The sequence below is a fragment of the Bacillus sp. LQ16 genome (assembly GCF_057784645.1).
Genome location: NZ_CM173491.1, coordinates 3,728,475 through 3,746,685 on the forward strand (window position 1 = coordinate 3,728,475; position 18,211 = coordinate 3,746,685).

The 18,211-nt window shown below is 37.5% G+C and carries 16 protein-coding genes; all 16 read right to left on the reverse strand.

Annotated elements, in window-relative coordinates:
* Window positions 1-35: 35 nt before the first annotated feature.
* On the reverse strand, window positions 36-1,007 hold the full coding sequence (ribF, locus tag AC3EMB_RS18605; RefSeq protein ID WP_000766703.1) for a bifunctional riboflavin kinase/FAD synthetase: 972 nt from the start codon (window positions 1,005-1,007) through the stop codon (window positions 36-38).
* A 43-nt stretch (window positions 1,008-1,050) separates the two neighbouring features.
* Window positions 1,051-1,974, reverse strand: coding sequence for a tRNA pseudouridine(55) synthase TruB (gene truB, locus AC3EMB_RS18610; RefSeq protein WP_488517219.1), 924 nt, complete (start codon window positions 1,972-1,974; stop codon window positions 1,051-1,053).
* An 86-nt stretch (window positions 1,975-2,060) separates the two neighbouring features.
* Window positions 2,061-2,417, reverse strand: coding sequence for a 30S ribosome-binding factor RbfA (rbfA, locus tag AC3EMB_RS18615; protein ID WP_000776437.1), 357 nt, complete (start codon window positions 2,415-2,417; stop codon window positions 2,061-2,063).
* Window positions 2,418-2,432: 15 nt separating this feature from the next.
* Complete coding sequence (locus AC3EMB_RS18620) at window positions 2,433-2,714, reverse strand: DUF503 domain-containing protein (protein ID WP_000634350.1); 282 nt, start codon at window positions 2,712-2,714, stop codon at window positions 2,433-2,435.
* Window positions 2,711-4,777: a translation initiation factor IF-2 gene (gene infB, locus AC3EMB_RS18625; protein ID WP_000036347.1), complete on the reverse strand. Its 2,067-nt coding sequence runs from the start codon at window positions 4,775-4,777 to the stop codon at window positions 2,711-2,713. The genes AC3EMB_RS18620 and infB overlap by 4 nt, the downstream gene beginning before the upstream one ends.
* 4 nt (window positions 4,778-4,781) lie before the next feature.
* Entirely contained in the window at window positions 4,782-5,093 is a 312-nt protein-coding gene (locus AC3EMB_RS18630) for a YlxQ family RNA-binding protein (RefSeq protein ID WP_001286522.1), read from the reverse strand.
* Window positions 5,094-5,366, reverse strand: a complete 273-nt coding sequence (rnpM, locus tag AC3EMB_RS18635) for an RNase P modulator RnpM (protein ID WP_000071125.1) — start codon at window positions 5,364-5,366, stop codon at window positions 5,094-5,096.
* An 11-nt stretch (window positions 5,367-5,377) separates the two neighbouring features.
* Window positions 5,378-6,484: a transcription termination factor NusA gene (nusA, locus tag AC3EMB_RS18640; protein ID WP_000102598.1), complete on the reverse strand. Its 1,107-nt coding sequence runs from the start codon at window positions 6,482-6,484 to the stop codon at window positions 5,378-5,380.
* A gap of 17 nt (window positions 6,485-6,501) precedes the next feature.
* Entirely contained in the window at window positions 6,502-6,972 is a 471-nt protein-coding gene (rimP, locus tag AC3EMB_RS18645; RefSeq protein WP_000359095.1) for a ribosome maturation factor RimP, read from the reverse strand.
* A gap of 333 nt (window positions 6,973-7,305) precedes the next feature.
* Window positions 7,306-11,607, reverse strand: a complete 4,302-nt coding sequence (locus tag AC3EMB_RS18650) for a PolC-type DNA polymerase III (RefSeq protein WP_053563760.1) — start codon at window positions 11,605-11,607, stop codon at window positions 7,306-7,308.
* A 124-nt stretch (window positions 11,608-11,731) separates the two neighbouring features.
* Entirely contained in the window at window positions 11,732-13,432 is a 1,701-nt protein-coding gene (locus AC3EMB_RS18655) for a proline--tRNA ligase (protein ID WP_488517220.1), read from the reverse strand.
* A gap of 109 nt (window positions 13,433-13,541) precedes the next feature.
* Entirely contained in the window at window positions 13,542-14,798 is a 1,257-nt protein-coding gene (rseP, locus tag AC3EMB_RS18660; protein WP_001090233.1) for an RIP metalloprotease RseP, read from the reverse strand.
* A 17-nt stretch (window positions 14,799-14,815) separates the two neighbouring features.
* Window positions 14,816-15,958, reverse strand: a complete 1,143-nt coding sequence (gene dxr / locus AC3EMB_RS18665; RefSeq protein ID WP_488517221.1) for a 1-deoxy-D-xylulose-5-phosphate reductoisomerase — start codon at window positions 15,956-15,958, stop codon at window positions 14,816-14,818.
* Window positions 15,959-15,981: 23 nt separating this feature from the next.
* Window positions 15,982-16,773 carry a phosphatidate cytidylyltransferase gene (cdsA, locus tag AC3EMB_RS18670; protein WP_000813592.1) on the reverse strand — a complete coding sequence of 264 codons (792 nt, stop codon included), beginning with the start codon at window positions 16,771-16,773 and terminating at the stop codon, window positions 15,982-15,984.
* 17 nt (window positions 16,774-16,790) lie between these two features.
* On the reverse strand, window positions 16,791-17,567 hold the full coding sequence (gene uppS / locus AC3EMB_RS18675) for an undecaprenyl pyrophosphate synthase (RefSeq protein WP_000971296.1): 777 nt from the start codon (window positions 17,565-17,567) through the stop codon (window positions 16,791-16,793).
* An 85-nt stretch (window positions 17,568-17,652) separates the two neighbouring features.
* A complete protein-coding gene (frr, locus tag AC3EMB_RS18680; RefSeq protein ID WP_000531505.1) occupies window positions 17,653-18,210 on the reverse strand; it encodes a ribosome recycling factor in 558 nt (185 codons plus the stop codon).
* Window position 18,211: the final 1 nt, after the last annotated feature.

The following is an 18,211-nucleotide window of genomic DNA, read 5'->3' on the forward strand; positions in this document are numbered from 1 at the left end:
AGCAATGGTTGTCATAAAGTACATAACATAGAATACTACTTTTCATTTGAAAAAGCAAGTATATTCTTTTCGCTCGCAAAATATTCTTGTGCTGTTTTCTTATCTTTTGCGATTTGTTCAACTAACTCATCAATGCCATTGAATTTCTTCTCTTCTCTTATACGCATATGCCACTCTACTGTAACATTTTGATCGTATATATCTTTGTTAAATTCAAATAAGTGCACTTCAATTGATAATTGACGCTCATCTTCTTTAAAAGTCGGTTTATATCCAATATTACATACACCATCGTACCATTCATCGTGAACTTTTAATCTCACTGCATAAACACCTACAGGTGGCAATAAATACTCATCACTTAAACCTACATTAGCTGTTGGAAAACCAATTTGACGCCCACGTTTGTCGCCGTGTATAACTGTTCCCGCTACAGTATAGGCTCTACCTAAAATAGATGGAATTTGTTCCATTTCGCCATTTCGAATTAACTTTCGTAATGCTGTAGAACTTACTTTCTCTTCTTGAAATTCAACTTTTTCAATCACAGTCTGTGTAAACTCCCCTCTTGCATGAAATGGTAAAGTCTCCATCTTTCCTTTTCCTAAACGTCCATATGAATAATCAAACCCTGCTACTACATGCTTTACATTTAAACCAATAATATAATCATCTACAAATTGTTGTGGTAATAACCCTGCAAATGATTCATCAAATTTAATCACATATAATATATCGATTCCTAAGCTTTCGACTATTTTTTCTTTATCACGCATTGGTGTAATATACTCCACATGCGCATCCTTTTTCCCTAAAACAACAGATGGATGAGGATGAAATGTCATAACTGCACTTTTATATCCTCGGTCGTCCGCTATTTTTTTCGCAGTTCGAATTACACATTGATGTCCTAAATGAATGCCATCAAAAAATCCTAATGCCATTACAGTAGGTGGTAATTCTAATTTATTTTGTTCATGTGGATGAGTTAAATGAATAAGTTTCACGCTTGAATTCACCTTTTTCTGTAATAATCCTTCCAATAATTCATTATAGCTTTAGTTCTTGATTATTCACAAGTACTTTCATCGGCTTTAACATGCCAGGATGTTTCGGATGATGTTCATAAATTGCTAAGCAACGATCATTTTTATCAAACACTGTAATAAATGGTGCTGTTATTTCTAATTCATTCTTTAAGAACATACCATTCTTGATTTTCTCTGCTTGCTTTTCATCTACAACCATTTTTGGAAACTTACTTAATGCTTCATCAATTGAAATGAAGATAGACTCTACTGTTCCATTTTGCACGTTTTCTTCAATTTCTTCAAATGATATGCAATCTTCTAATAAAAATTCACCAGATGCCGTTCTTACAAGGTGAGACATATGTGATGGGAAACCAAGTTTCTCCCCGATCATTACCGCTAACGTTCTTACATATGTTCCTTTACTACACGTTACACGGAAACGGAATGAAATATTTTCTCCTTCAAAAACTTCACGGTCATCAAGTAATACGAATTCATGAATCGTAATTATACGAACTGGACGTTCCACCTCTTGTCCTGCTCTTGCATATTCATATAATTTTTTCCCGTTTACTTTTACAGCTGAGAACATTGGTGGCATTTGTTCAATCGTGCCTGTTAATTCCGCTAGTACCTCTTCTACTTCTTTACGTGTAATAACACGGTTTACATCTTGTTTCTCCACAACTTCACCAGATGCATCTTCTGTTGTTGTTGAAAACCCTAATGTTACTTCACCTTCATATGTTTTCGTTTCACTTGTTAAAAATTGTGCAATCTTCGTTGCTCTCCCCACACAAAGTGGTAATACTCCCGTTACATCTGGGTCTAATGTTCCCGTATGACCAATTCTCTTTTCTCGCAATATCTTTCTTAATTTAAATACACAATCATGTGATGTCATGCCTTTTGGCTTATGTAATAATACTACACCTTCCATATATGTTCACCTCATCATAATTCTTTCTTAGTAAATATCCAAAACTTATTTTGCATTGAAAAAATGGATAGACAAATGTCTATCCATTATTCTTCACGTTTACCGTCTTTATTAATTTCATGTAAAAGTGTATCAATTCGATGACCATATCCGATAGACTCATCAAACTCAAAGGTAATTTCCGGTGTTTTACGAAGACGAATACGTTGGCCAATTTCTGAACGAATAAAGCCTTTTGCCTTCGCTAAACCTTTTAACGTATTTTCTTTCTGTTCTTCGTCACCTAAAACAGAAATATATACTTTGGCAATTTGCAAATCACCACTCACTTGTACATCTGTTACTGTAACAAATCCGATACGTGGGTCTTTAATTTTACGACTAATGATGTCGCCTAATTCTTTTTTCATTTGCTCGCCTACACGGTTTGCACGTAATTTCATAACTCTTCACCTCATTCAATACCATTCCAATTGTGTTATCGTACGTTCAATTTCAGGAAATGAATCGATGTACTCCAGTACACGATTCATTTCTTTTTCACAGATAACACGATTTGAGGATACGGAAACAACCGCAATTTCTGTACGTTGCCATACATCTTGATGCCCAACTTCAGAAACAGCTACATTATAGCGCTGTTTCACACGAGTTAGCACTCGTTGCAAAATTGCCCGTTTCTCTTTTAAAGAATGCACATCGTAAATCATACACTCGAATGAGAGTGAAGCGACAATCATCGCTTCACTTCTTCCATAACGTATGCTTCAATGATGTCCCCTTCTTTAAGGTCATTATATCTCTCAATTGTAATACCACACTCATAGTTTTGTGCAACTTCTTTTACGTCGTCTTTGAAACGTTTTAACGTATCAAGTTGTCCTTCGAAAATTACGATACCATCGCGGATAATACGAACGCCACTATCGCGTGTAATTTTACCGTCAATTACGTAACAACCTGCGATTGTTCCAACTTTTGTTACCTTGAATGTTTGACGAACTTCCGCTTGACCGATTACTTTTTCTTCGAATTCTGGATCCAGCATACCTTGCATTGCTAATTCAATTTCTTCGATTACTTTGTAGATAATGCGGTGTAAGCGAACATCAACGTTCTCTAATTCAGCTGTACGCTTCGCGTTCACATCCGGACGTACGTTAAATCCAATTACAATTGCATTAGATGCAGAAGCTAAAATGATATCAGATTCTGTAATCGCACCTACACCAGTGTGAATGATTTTAACTTTTACGCCTTCAACATCAATTTTACGAAGTGACGCTGCCATCGCTTCAACAGAACCTTGTACGTCTGCTTTTACGATTAAGTTGATTTCTTTTACATCGCTCTCTTGGATTTGTTGGAATAAATCTTCAAGGCTTAATTTAGATTTCTCACCACGTTGTGCAACTAACGCTTCTTGTGCACGTGATTCACCGATTTGACGAGCTTTCTTCTCATCAGCGAATGCCATGAAACGATCTCCAGCCTGTGGTACTTCATTTAAACCTGTAATTTCAACAGGAGTTGATGGACCAGCAACTTTTACACGACGACCAATATCACTTACCATTGCACGAACACGTCCGAATGAAGTTCCAACAACGATTGGATCTCCAACTCGAAGTGTACCGTTTTGAACTAATAATGTCGCGATAGTTCCTTTACCTTTATCAAGCTGTGCTTCAATTACAGTACCCGTTGCATAACGATTTGGGTTTGCTTTATATTCTTCTACTTCACTTACAAGAAGAATCATCTCTAGCAAGTTGTCAATTCCCTCGCCTTGGATTGCAGAAATTGGTACGAAAATTGTATCTCCGCCCCAAGCTTCTGGAACTAATTCATATTCTGTTAATTCTTGCATTACACGATCAGGATTCGCCGCTGGTTTATCCATTTTATTCACAGCAACAATAATTGGTACTCCAGCTGCTTTTGCATGGCTAATCGCTTCAACTGTTTGAGGCATAACACCGTCATCAGCTGCAACAACAAGGATTGTAATATCAGTTACTTGCGCACCACGAGCACGCATCGTTGTAAATGCCGCGTGACCAGGCGTATCTAAGAATGTAATTTTCTTATCATTTACTTCAACTTGGTATGCACCAATATGCTGAGTAATTCCACCCGCTTCGCCAGCAGTTACTTTTGAATTACGAATTGAGTCAAGTAATGTTGTTTTACCATGGTCAACGTGTCCCATAATCGTAACAACAGCTGGACGCTCTTTTAAGTTTTCTTCATCATCTTGCTCATCAATGAATGTTTCAAACTCAGTTTCACTTACAACTACTTCTTCTTCTACTTCAATACCGTAATCAGTAGCAATTAACTCAATTGTATCTTTATCCAAGTCTTGGTTAATTGTTGCCATAATTCCAAGCATGAAGAGCTTTTTAATAATTTCAGATGGCTCTTTACTTAACTTTTTAGCAAGTTCACCTACTGTAAGGCTTCCAGAGAAAGTAATTTTATCTGGTGTTTCTACTATTTGCGTTTGTTGTCTTCCAGCAAAGTTATCTTGACGTTTGTCTTCATTTCCTTTGCCTTTTTTCTTTTTCTTATTGCTGTTCTTTTTACTGCGAACAACTTTCTCTTCTACTTCAAACTCATCTGCAACAGAAGGTTTTTCCGCTCCAGTGTTATATTCATTATCTAATTTATTTACTACTTCATCTTCTAACATTGTCATATGATTCGAAACCTCGATATTCATCTCTTTAAGTTTTGTCATAAGATCTTTACTTGAGATATTATTTTTTTTTGCATATTCATGTACTCGAATTTTACTCATACCTTCACCCCCGGTAATTTGTATCGAGCATGCTACGTAGCTTTTTCGCAAAGCCTTCATCTAACACAGCTACAACGACTCGCTCGTCTCTCCCAATCGCATGCCCTAATTGTTGTCGATTTTCGACTTTTTTCATTGGTACGTTGTAGTACGTCGTTTTATCAGTGATACGTTTAGTAGTGTTCGCTGACGCATCTTCAGAAAGCAATACGAGCTTTGCTTTACCACTTCGTACTTCTTTTAAAACGAGTTCTTCACCCGAAATGATTTTTCGAGCGCGATTTGCTAGTCCTAAAAACGATTTCCAATCGGACACTTATTTCGACTCCTTCTCAACAAGCTCAAGAAGCTCTTCGTACAGAGAACTGTCGATTTTCGCTTTTAGATGATGTTCCAAAATGTTTTTCTTTTGGGCTTGCATAATGCATTCTTTATCTTTTGACAAATATGCACCTCGTCCTGATTTTTTTCCAGATAAATCAATAGACACTTCGCCCTCTTTGGAACGAACAATGCGAACGAGCTCTCGTTTTGATTTCATCTCTTGCGTCGCGATACATTTTCGTAACGGAACTTTTCGATTGCTCATACTCATCACCTCTATTCGATTTCGTCTTCAACTGAATCGAATCCGAATGCGATTACGCTATCTTCTTCTGTTACAATTCCAAGTTGTTTCGCATCAGACTCACTTTTAATATCAATTTTCCAGCCTGTTAATTTAGCTGCAAGACGCGCATTTTGTCCACGCTTACCGATAGCTAATGATAGCTGGTGGTCTGGAACAACAACAGTTGTTGCTTTTTCATCTTCATCTACAAGTACTTTAACAACTTGTGATGGGCTTAAAGCATTTGCAACATATTCAACTGGATCATTTGACCAGCGAACGATGTCAATCTTTTCACCTTTTAGTTCATCTACAACACGTTGTACACGTTGTCCTTTCGGTCCTACGCAAGAACCAACTGGATCAACATCAATGTTTTCTGCATGCACAGAGATTTTAGAACGATCTCCTGCTTCGCGCGCTACAGAGCGAATTTCTACAGTTCCATCATAAATTTCTGGAACTTCCATTTCGAATAAACGTTTTAAAAGACCAGGATGTGTACGTGATACGTAAATTTGTGGTCCTTTTGTTGTCTTTTCTACTTTTGTAATAAATACGCGAATACGATCATGTGGCTTATATTGCTCATTTGGCATTTGCTCACTTACAGGTAATAAAGCTTCTACTTTACCTAAGCTTACGTAGATGAAACGAGCATCTTGGCGTTGTACAATACCAACCATAATGTCTTCTTCACGATCACTAAATTCTGAGTAAATAACACCACGTTCTGCTTCACGAACTCGTTGTGTTACAACTTGTTTTGCAGTTTGCGCTGCAATACGACCAAAATCTTTTGGCGTTACTTCAATTTCTAGTACGTCGCCATCTTGGTAGTTTGGATTAATTTGTCTTGCCTCTTCTACAGAGATTTCAAGACGTGGATCAAACACATTATCAACAACGTCCTTACGTGCTAAAACTTGAATTGTTCCCACTTCTGGGTTAAAGCTCACACGAACGTTTTGTGCTTGGTTAAAATTGCGTTTATAAGCAGAGATTAACGCTGCTTCAATCGCATCAATAATAATATCTTTACTAATACCTTTTTCTGACTCTAATACGAGCAAAGCATCTAACAACTCAGTGCTCATGAAGATCCCCCTTCTTACTAAAACGTAACAGCAAGTCGCGCATTTGCAACTTTATCCATTGGAATTTGGATTTCTTTTTTACGTGTTTTAATTGTTAATAGTAGTGTAATTGTAGTACCGTCGTAGGAAAGTAACTTTCCTTCAAACATCTTTTCGCCATCAATCGGCTCATATGTTTTAATTGCCACTTGTTTTCCTACCGCTTGCTGGAAGTCTTTCTCTTTCTTTAATGGGCGTTCTGCTCCAGGAGATGATACATCCAAAAAGTAAAGGTGAGGAATTGGATCCTCTTTATCTAAAGCTTCGCTTAAACGTTCACTTACCGCACCGCATTCTTCAATGTCGACTCCCTTTTCAGAATCGATGAATACGCGTAAGAACCAGTCTTGTCCTTCTTTCACATACTCTACATCTACAAGTTCAAGATTTAACTCTTCAACGATTGGCTGCGCAAATGCTTCTACAACTTCTGTGACTTTCTTATCCATAAACAGCCTCCTTCCTGCCGCCATGTACCATTTACAAGAAAAGATCCCGTTCATAAAGACGGTCTATCTTATTCTTTCTCGTTAGCTAACAAAAGCCCCTGCCGTTAAGCAGGGAATATCTGTCTTAGTATTACCAAATTTAAGAAGTAAAACTTGTAACAAAATATGTATATACGACAGAAATGTCTTTACTATCTACATGAATAAAATGTAGATAGTAACACGAAAGAGTGGGTTTCCCCACTCTCTTTTTCACAAAATATACATGACATGGTTATCTCGGTTTATAGTATACCATAGCAAATATTGATTTGCAAAGACTTTTCCTACCTATTAGAACAGTGATAATTGGTTTTGATCCGGCAAATCTCCTAAACAACCTTGGCTATCTAAATACTCAATAATTGTTTTCGAAACCTTACTTCGTTGCTGTAAGTCTTCTTTTGATAAGAAGTCTCCATTTTTGCGCGCTTCCACAATACTTAAGGCTGCGTTCGTACCAAGACCAGGCACTGCATTAAACGGAGGGATTAATGAGTCTCCATCAATAATAAATTCCGTTGCATGCGAACGGTATAAATCAACCTTTTGGAATGAGTATCCACGCTCGCACATTTCAAGCGTCATTTCTAGTACCGTTAATAAACTTTTCTCTTTCGGCGCTGCATCCAATCCTTTTTGAGCTATTTCATCAATTTTCACACGTATGGATGCTGAACCTTTCGCCATCGCCTCTACATCAAAATCATCTGCACGGACTGTAAAATATGCCGCATAGAATAAAAGTGCAAAATGTACTTTAAAGTATGCGATACGCACAGCCATAAGTACGTAAGCAGCCGCATGGGCTTTAGGGAACATATATTTAATCTTCTTACATGAATCAATATACCAACCTGGTACATTATTACCTTTCATGTCATCTTCCCATTCTTCCGGTACACCTTTACCTTTACGAACCGACTCCATGATTTTGAAGGCTAATGATGGATCTAAACCTTGATAGATTAAATATACCATGATGTCATCACGACAACCGATAACTTCACTCAGCGTACATGTACCGTTATAAATTAACTCATTTGCATTACCCAGCCATACGTCAGTACCATGTGACAGCCCAGAAATTTGGACCAATTCTGAGAATGTCGTTGGTTTTGTCTCTTCTAACATCTGTCTTACGAATTTCGTACCGAATTCTGGGATACCAAGTGTACCTGTTTTACAGTTAATTTGTTCTTCCGTTACCCCTAACGTTTCTGGACCAGAGAAAATTTTCATTACCTCTGGATCATCCGTTGGGATTGTTTTCGGATCAATACCACTTAAATCTTGTAACATACGAATAACGGTCGGATCATCGTGTCCTAGTATATCAAGTTTCAATAAATTATCATGAATCGAGTGGAAGTCAAAATGCGTTGTTCTCCACTCAGCACCAATTGAATCAGCAGGAAACTGTATTGGGGAGAAATCAAAGATATCCATGTAATCTGGCACAACGATTATACCACCTGGATGCTGTCCAGTTGTACGTTTTACCCCTGTACATCCCGCTACTAAGCGGTCAATCTCTGCATTCCGAATTGTTAAATTGTGATCATTTGCATAACCTTTTACATATCCATAAGCTGTTTTTTCCGCAACTGTACCAATCGTTCCAGCACGGTATACATAATCTTCACCGAACAGTACTTTCGTATAGTTATGGGCACGTGGTTGGTATTCCCCGGAGAAGTTCAAATCGATATCGGGTACCTTATCTCCTTTGAATCCAAGGAACGTTTCGAATGGGATATCATGTCCATCTTTTACATATGCCACATTACATGTCGGACAATCTTTATCTGGTAAGTCGAAACCAGAGCCTACCGAACCATCATTAAAGAATTCAGATTGCTTGCATTTTGGACAGACATAATGTGGTGGTAATGGGTTTACTTCTGTAATTTCCATCATCGTTGCAACGAACGATGAACCTACTGAACCACGCGAACCTACTAGATATCCGTCGACTAACGATTTTTTCACAAGCTTATGTGAGATTAAATAAATAACGGCAAATCCATGTCCAATAATACTTTTCAATTCTTTTTCTAAGCGAGCCTCTACAATTTCTGGTAGTTCTTCACCATATATACTGCGTGCCATTTTATAACTCATATCACGTGTTTCATCATCGGCACCCTCAATTTTCGGTGTATATAGATCATCTTTTACCGGACGAACATCACCAATTAATGACGCAACTTTTTGTGTATTCGTTACAACAACTTCTTTCGCTTTGTCCTCACCTAAAAATGAAAAACACTCTAGCATTTCATCAGTTGTACGGAAATGTACTGGCGGTAATGAATGTCGATTTAACGGATTTGCCCCGCCCTGTGAACTAACTAAAATTTTACGATACATTGCATCTTCTGGATCTAAGTAATGCACGTTCCCTGTAGCGACAACTGGTTTATCTAACGTCTCACCTAGTTTTACTAAGTTAGAGATAATTGTTTTTAATTGTCCTTCATCTCGAACGAGTTCACGCTCTACTAAATGACGCAACACCTCTGGAGGCATTACTTCAATGTAATCATAGAACTGTGCAATTTCTTCTACCTCTTCAGGAGCTTTTTGCATCATTGCCTCAAATACTTCACCTTTATCACAAGCCGTTCCTACTAAAATTCCTTCACGGTATTTTTTTAATAGTGACCTCGGTACTCGTGGTACACGGTAAAAGTAATTAAGGTGAGAATATGAAACAAGTTTATATAAATTTTTCAACCCAACATCTGATGTGGCAAGTAACGTCATATGACTTGGACGGCCACGCTTATACGCATCCCCTTGTCCCATGCTATCATTTAATTGATCGTGATATTCAAATCCCTTTTCAATTACATCTTTCAACATTTTCACAAGTAAATATCCCGTCGCTTCTGTATCATAAATCGCACGGTGATGTTGCGTTAATTCAATATCAAGTTTTTTACACATCGTATTTAATCGATGATTTTTCATTTCTGGGAATAAGAATCGTGCAAGTTCTAACGTATCAATAACAGGGTTATTCGTTTTTTCTAACCCAGCCTTTTTAAAACCTACGTTAATAAAGCCCATATCAAAGCTTGCATTATGGGCAACAAGTGTATGGTCACCCATCCATTCCTCAAACTTTTTAAACACTTCGTCCACTTCTGGTGCATCAGTTAACATATCATCTGTAATACCTGTTAATTCAATAATCGTCGCTGATAATGGTTGATGTGGATTTGCGAAAGATTCAAAGCGATCAATGATTTCGCCACCCTTTACTTTTACGGCAGCCAACTCAATGACTGTGTCGTATACAGCTGATAAACCTGTCGTCTCAACGTCGAAAACAACATACGTTTCCTCTGCAAGTAAACGATGCGCCTCGTTATACGCTATCGGTACACCATCATTAACTAAATTCGCTTCTACACCGTATATAACTTTAACTCCAGCTTTTTTCCCCGCAGAATATGCCTCCGGGAACGACTGAGCCACAGCATGGTCTGTAACCGCAATAGCTTCATGTCCCCATTTACCAGCTTGGGCAACAAGCCTAGAAACAGGAGTAACAGCATCCATTTGGCTCATCGGAGTGTGAAGATGAAGTTCTACACGCTTTTCGCCTTCTGGCGCTTTATCTTTACGAGACGGCCCTGTTATTTCATTAATATCATTTGCAATCATTACTAAATCTCGAACGAATGTATCGTTTTGAACAGAACCACGCGCTTTCACCCACATTCCTTTTTTCAAGGATTGCAGCATTGGAATATCTTCTTTGTCACGCGAGAACATTTTGATCATAATAGAATCCGTATAATCCGTTATTTTTAAAGTTAATAACGTACGCCCACTACGAAGCTCTTTTGTTTCTACATGGAAGACATATCCTTGAACCGTTTTTCTTCTTTCTTCATCTTGAATTTCTCGCATCGGTGTAATCTCTTCATCCGGCTTAATAAGATACCCGAGTGTAATCGGTCCTTCATGCACAACGCTGCTTTCTTCAGCTTGCTTCTTCGCCATTTCTTCCATAGCTTGTATAACACGCTCGCGGTCTTCTTGCTGCGTTTGCTCACGAAACTTTTGCATTTCTTCTGCATTTTGCTGTATATGTGTGTCTAACTGGAAACGCGGGAATCCAAAAGCTTCGTATTGATCCCCCACTGGTTTCGCAACGTTTTTCTTTAAAGCAGTAGACTCCAGCTCATTATTTACATTTATTAACAACTTCACTCCATTCACCTGCGGAAGTTGCTTCTTTAAGTACGCGAACATGGGTGAAAATGTAATTCGTTCCGTACAAAGTGGCCAATACGCCCTTACTTCTTCTTCTGTAAATTGTTTATTCTCTGTTTCTAATGCAAATGTTGTTCTTGCAATATGAGAAAATGATTGCTTAAGCTTTGTTTCTAGCAATTCATATAATTCTGTAGGCAAAATACGTGGCACTTGTAAATCAAAATGCCAACTTTTATTCGCTTTATCAATAACGAGCCTTTCAATACCACCGCCTTGTAAATATTGATTTATAAGGTCGTCTGGTATTTGCAACTGCTGGAGCAAAATTTGAAATCGCTCTTGTTGTTCATTTGTTAAAGACATAAGCACTCTCCTTCCATTTGCTATTATAAATTGAAACGTACTACAAAGAAAGATTTCTTCCTTCTTCTTTTACAAAATACGTTTACAAAGAAAGAGAAGGTACCCCATTACGAGGTACCTCTTCTTATTTTAAAATATTTGCAATATATGTTTGAAGTTCTTCTACTTTTACTTCTTCAGACTCACCTGTAGCACGTACTTTCACTTCTACAATACCTTCGTCTGCTTTTTTACCAACTGTAACGCGAACTGGAAGACCGAATAAATCTGCATCTGCAAACTTAACACCTGCACGTTCTGCACGATCGTCTAATAACACTTCATAGCCTTGTTCTTGTAATGAGTTGTAGATATTTTCACCCATTTCACGTTGTGCATCAGATTTCATATTTACTGGAATTACATGCACATGGAATGGTGCTACAGCTTTTGGCCAAACTAAGCCGTTCTCATCGTTAAACTGCTCTGCAATTGCTGCCACTGTACGAGATACACCGATACCGTAACAACCCATAATAAGTGGTTGTGTTTTTCCGTTTTCATCTAGGAATGTCGCGTTCATTGCTTCACTATAACGAGTTCCTAATTTGAATACATGACCAACTTCAATTCCGCGTGCGAAAAGAATTGTTCCGTTTCCATCTGGAGATTGGTCTCCTTCTTGAATGAAGCGTAAATCTGTATATTGATTTACTTTAAAGTCACGTTCTGGATTTACATTTACATAATGGAATCCTTCTTCGTTCGCTCCTGAACATCCGTTAACAATTGATGCTACAGCGTGATCAGCAATAATTTCAATATCACCTGTTACACCAATCGGCCCTAATGAACCAATTTCACAATTTAATAATTCTTTTACTTCTTCATGAGAAGCAAGCTCAACAACTGAAGCGCCGTATACATTTTTCACTTTCACATCGTTTACTTCGTGATCACCACGAACAAGTACAACTACTAATTTCTCATCTACTTTAAATACCATAGACTTAATGCACTTGTCAGCTGCAATGTTTAAGAATGCAGATACTTCTTCAATTGCTTTTTGGTCTGGTGTTGCTACTTTTTCAAGAGCTTTTTCTGCTTCGTCACTCTTCGTATACGTATCTACAACAGGAGCCATTTCGATGTTTGCTGCATAATCAGATGTGTCAGAGTATGCAATTGTATCTTCACCAACATCAGATAATACCATAAATTCATGTGTATCTTTTCCGCCCATTGCTCCAGAATCAGCAATAACTGCACGGAAATTCAAGCCACAACGAGCAAAAATGTTAGAGTACGCTTTATATAAGCGATCGTATACTTCATCTAAGCTCTCTTGTGTAGCATGGAAAGAGTATGCATCTTTCATTAGAAACTCTCTTCCACGTAATAAACCGAAACGAGGTCTTTGCTCATCACGGAATTTTGTTTGAATTTGGTATAATGTTAACGGTAATTTTTTATATGATTTCACTTCATCACGCACAAGATCCGTAATTACTTCCTCATGTGTCGCTCCTAATGCGAATTCACGAGCGTTACGATCTTTCATACGCATTAATTCAGATCCGTATGAATACCAACGACCTGATTCTTGCCATAATTCTGCAGCTTGCATAGCTGGCATTAATAATTCTACAGCTCCTGCACGCTCCATTTCTTCTCGAACGATACGTTCTACTTTGTGTAATACTTTTAATCCAAATGGTAGAAAACTATAAATACCAGAAGCATTTTGACGCATAAAACCTGCGCGAAGTAATAATTGATGACTCTTAATTTCAGCATCAGCTGGAACTTCACGTAATGTAGGACTGAATACCATACTTTGTTTCATTTATTTGCACCTCTTCATTTTACTCTTACACGCAGTAAAACCCCTCACCTCGAATTAGGTGAGGGATTTTATTCTACGAGCTCTATTTCATTATTAGTTTCATTCTATTTTACAAGAAAAACTTACGAATGTCATTCCATGTTACAACTAACATTAATAACATTAATAATGCAAAACCAATAAAATGAACCATTCCTTCTTTTTGACGGTCAATTGGTTTCCCTCGTAACGCTTCAATTAAGAAGAAGAATAAACGGCCACCATCTAAAGCAGGAACTGGTAATAAATTAAATAAACCAAGATTAATGCTTAGAACTGCCGCTAAACTTAGTACACGCGTAAATCCATAATCTACAACTTGATCTGTTAGATTATAAATTCCTACTGGACCTGACAACTCATTAATAGAAAATTGACCAGTTACTAATTTCACAAGAGATTCAAAAATTAGTTTCGTCCATTGGTACGTTTGTTCAAATCCTGATTTAATAGAACCCATTACTGTTTTCTCTACAGGAGAATAAACACCAATTCTACCAACTTCGTCTTTTCCTTCTTTATCAAGTGTTGGCGTTACTTTCACATTAAACTGTTCATTATCACGCTTTACTTGTAACGTAATTTCTTTATTCGGGTTTTCACGTACAATAGTAACAACATCTTTCCATGTACTTGTGTTTTTCCCATCAATCGCTTGAATTGTATCATTCTCTTTCAGGCCAGCTTGCTGTGCTGCACTATTATCCATCACTTTTCCGACCATTGGTTTGTCAATAGGAACCCCTTGTACAAATCCAAGAATCACAAAAATAACAAATGCTAAAATGAAGTTCATTGCAGGACCCGCAAAGATTGTTAAAGCGCGTTGACCCAATTTTTTAGAGCCAAATTGCCTGTTATATGGAGCAATTTGAATTTCTTCTCCAGCAGTAATGATGCGAGCCTTTTCATTCACTCGGAATGTTTGAAGCTCTTCCTCATACTCTTCATAGCCTGAAATCGTTAGATTATGCTCTAAATCAGCTTGTTCGACTTCAATAACACGAACATTTGGATATTTTTCATATCCATCAAAAACTAATTTCACAGCTTCGTCTTTTTCATTTAGCACAAGGCCAACCTTTTTCCCTGGCTTTAACTCAACTGTGTCTGCATCCTCGCCAGCCATTCTTACATAGCCACCCAGAGGCAGTAATCGAATCGTATACACCGTTTCATTCTTTTCAAATGAGAATATTTTCGGACCAAAACCAATCGCAAACTCGCGGCATAAAATGCCTGCTCTTTTCGCGAAGTATAGATGCCCTAGCTCATGGAAAAATACGAGTGCACCGAAAATTAATATAAAGGCAATCGCTGTATTCAATTCCATAACCACCTTTGCTAAATTTGTTCCATCACAAACCGTCTTGTGGCTGCATCAATTTCCAGAATTTCCTCTAAGCTCGGACGTGCAATGACATTGTGATGGTTCATTGCTTTTTCAATGAGGTCTTCCACTGTTAAGAAACCAATTCTCTTTTGTAAAAAAGCTTCAACAGCTACTTCATTCGCTGCGTTCATTACAGCTGGCATACTTCCACCTGCTTTTCCAGCTTCATACGCAAAACGTAAACAACGGAATCGTTCTTGGTCCATTTTCTCAAAATGCAACGTCCCTATTTCCCATAAGTTTAACTGTTTTGTGTCTGAAAGAGGCAATCTATCAGGATATGTAAGTGCGTATTGAATTGGTACTCGCATATCAGGTGAACCAAGCTGCGCCATTACACTACGATCTTCAAATTCAACCATAGAATGGATAATACTTTCTTTATGTAAAACAACATTGATTTGCTCATAAGGGATACCAAAAAGCCAATGTGCTTCAATTACTTCTAGTCCCTTATTCATCATTGTAGCAGAATCAATTGTAATTTTCGAACCCATTGACCAGTTTGGATGTCGAAGCGCATCTTCTACGGTCACATGATGCAATTCATCTCTCGTTTTATCACGGAAACTTCCACCAGAAGCCGTTATAATAAGACGAGAAATTCTTTTTTCATTTTCACCATTCAAGCATTGAAAAATAGCCGAATGTTCACTATCTACTGGAAGTAACGAAACATTATGTTTTCGCGCTGCTTCCATTACAAGATGTCCTGCAGTTACTAACGTTTCTTTATTTGCAATTCCAATTGTTTTTTTCGCCTCAATCGCACGAAGTGTCGGTAACAACCCTACGCTACCTACAACAGCATTTACTACAATCTCCGCATCTGGATGTAATGCTACTTCTAAAAGTCCTTCACTACCATATACAATTTTTGTATTACCAGAAACAGTTTGTAATTTTAAAACATCTTCCTCTCTTTGCACAGAGACGATTTGCGGAGAAAATTCTTGAATTACCTTTACTGCGTAGTCAATATTTTTCCCTACAGAAAAAGCAACGAGACGGAATTGGTCTGGGTGCGAGCGTAATACATCTAAAGTTTGTGTACCAATTGATCCGCTTGCACCTAATAAACTAATGTTTTTCATGACTCCAACCCCTCGTTCATTTATTAATTGTATTGTAATAAGAAGTAGAGAATTGGTAAAACGAATAACCAACTATCTGTTCGATCTAATATACCACCATGCCCAGGTAAAATTGTACCTGAATCCTTTACGCCATAATGACGTTTAAAAGCAGATTGTACTAAATCACCAATTTGTCCAAAAATAGAAATGATAATTGTCAGCACAATTAAAATTACTACATTCGATTCGACTGGGAAGAACACGTTGTAAACAAGTGCCACAATAATTCCACAAACGATGCCGCCTAATGAACCTTCAATCGTTTTATTTGGACTAATTTCTGGCCACAATTTTCTCTTGCCCAATGCTTTTCCTACGAAATATGCGCCTGAATCAGTAGCCCATATAACAAATAATGCACAAAACACATATTTAATTCCTAATATTCTCGTTTCATTTAAATATAAGAATCCCATTGCCACATATGTCGTTGCCATTAGTAAAAATGAAGCATTATCAAAAGTAAATGTATTCTTAGAAAGGACTGTATATGATAAAAGTAATAAAACAATCACAAATGTGATTTCCAATTTACCTAATCCAATCCATGTAAACAGTTCTGATGCACTACTTGGAATTAAAAGAATCCACAATAATACTGCAGCTAAAACTGTCGGTACTGAAATAAGCGTAAGCTTATTCATACGAATTAATTCATATAAACCTATAGAAGCAAGTGCATACACTAAAACCGTAAAAGGCACGCCACCGTATATTACGATGGGAATGAATAGCGCGGCAGCAACCACTCCAGTAATAATTCTCTGTTTCACTACCAAACCCTCTCTTTCTACACGCCTCCGAATCTGCGCCCTCTATGTTGAAAGTCAGTAATCGCATTTAGCAAATGTTCTTCTTTGAAGTCTGGCCAATACACATCTGTAAACCAAAACTCCGAATATGCAATTTGCCATAACATGAAATTACTAATACGTAGCTCTCCGCTTGTTCGGATTAACAACTCTGGATCGGGTAAAGAACTCGTCATTAAGTAGGAGGAAAGCATTTCTTCACTTACCTCTTCAGAACGAATTTTTCCTTCCTCATTATCTTTCATCATATGTTGCACAGCAGAAACGATTTCATCTCGACTTCCATAGTTTAACGCGAAATTAAGAATTAATCCCGTATTCTCTTTCGTATCTTCCATGGCTTTCTCCATCGCTCTGCGTGTATGCGTAGGAAGACGATCTTTTTGCCCTATTACTCGGACTTGTACGTTTTCTTCAATCAATTCTGGTAAAAATGTACCTAGAAATTCTTCTGGAAGCTTCATTAAATAATCAACTTCCTTTTTCGGTCTTTTCCAGTTCTCAGTTGAAAAAGCATAAAGAGTTAACACTTTCACATTAAGTTTACTTGCAAATTTTGTAATTTTCTTTACAACTTGCATACCTTCATGATGTCCCGCAATACGAGGCATTGCTCTCCTCTTTGCCCATCTTCCATTCCCATCCATAATGATGGCAATATGTTCTGGGATATATCCTTTTTTCACTTCTTCAACGAGATGATCAAACGATGTGTCCTTTTTACCTTTAAAAAAAGGAAAGTTTTTAAACATCATTCATACCCTCCAACAAGCAGACGTATGCCTAAAAGTGTAAAAAGACCCCCTTAAGAAGAGGGTCATATTTGCGAAGTTATCGCTATTACACTTCCATGATTTCTTTTTCTTTGTTTTTTGCGATTTCGTCAACTTTTGCAATATATTTATCTGTTTCTTTTTGGATATCTTCAGTATATCCTCTTAAATCATCTTCTGTAATCTCGCCAGCTTTTTCAAGCTTCTTAAGATCATCATTTCCGTCACGACGTACGTTACGAACAGCTACTTTTGCTTCTTCAGCATATTTTTTCACAACTTTAACAAGATCACGACGACGCTCTTCTGTTAATGCAGGGAATGCAATACGAATTACAGTTCCATCATTAGAAGGGTTTAAGCCTAAATCTGCTTTTAAAATTGCTTTTTCGATATCACCGATAGAAGTTTTATCATAAGGTTGAATTACAAGTAAACGTGCTTCTGGAACTGTAATGTTCGCTAATTGCACAACTGGTGTTGGTGCACCATAGTAATCAACTTGTACCTTATCTAATACAGACGAGCTTGCACGACCAGCGCGAACTGTTGCTAATTCACGAGAATAAGCAGCAACTGCTTTTTCCATTTTTTCATTTGAAGACTTCAATACTTGTTGTCCCATA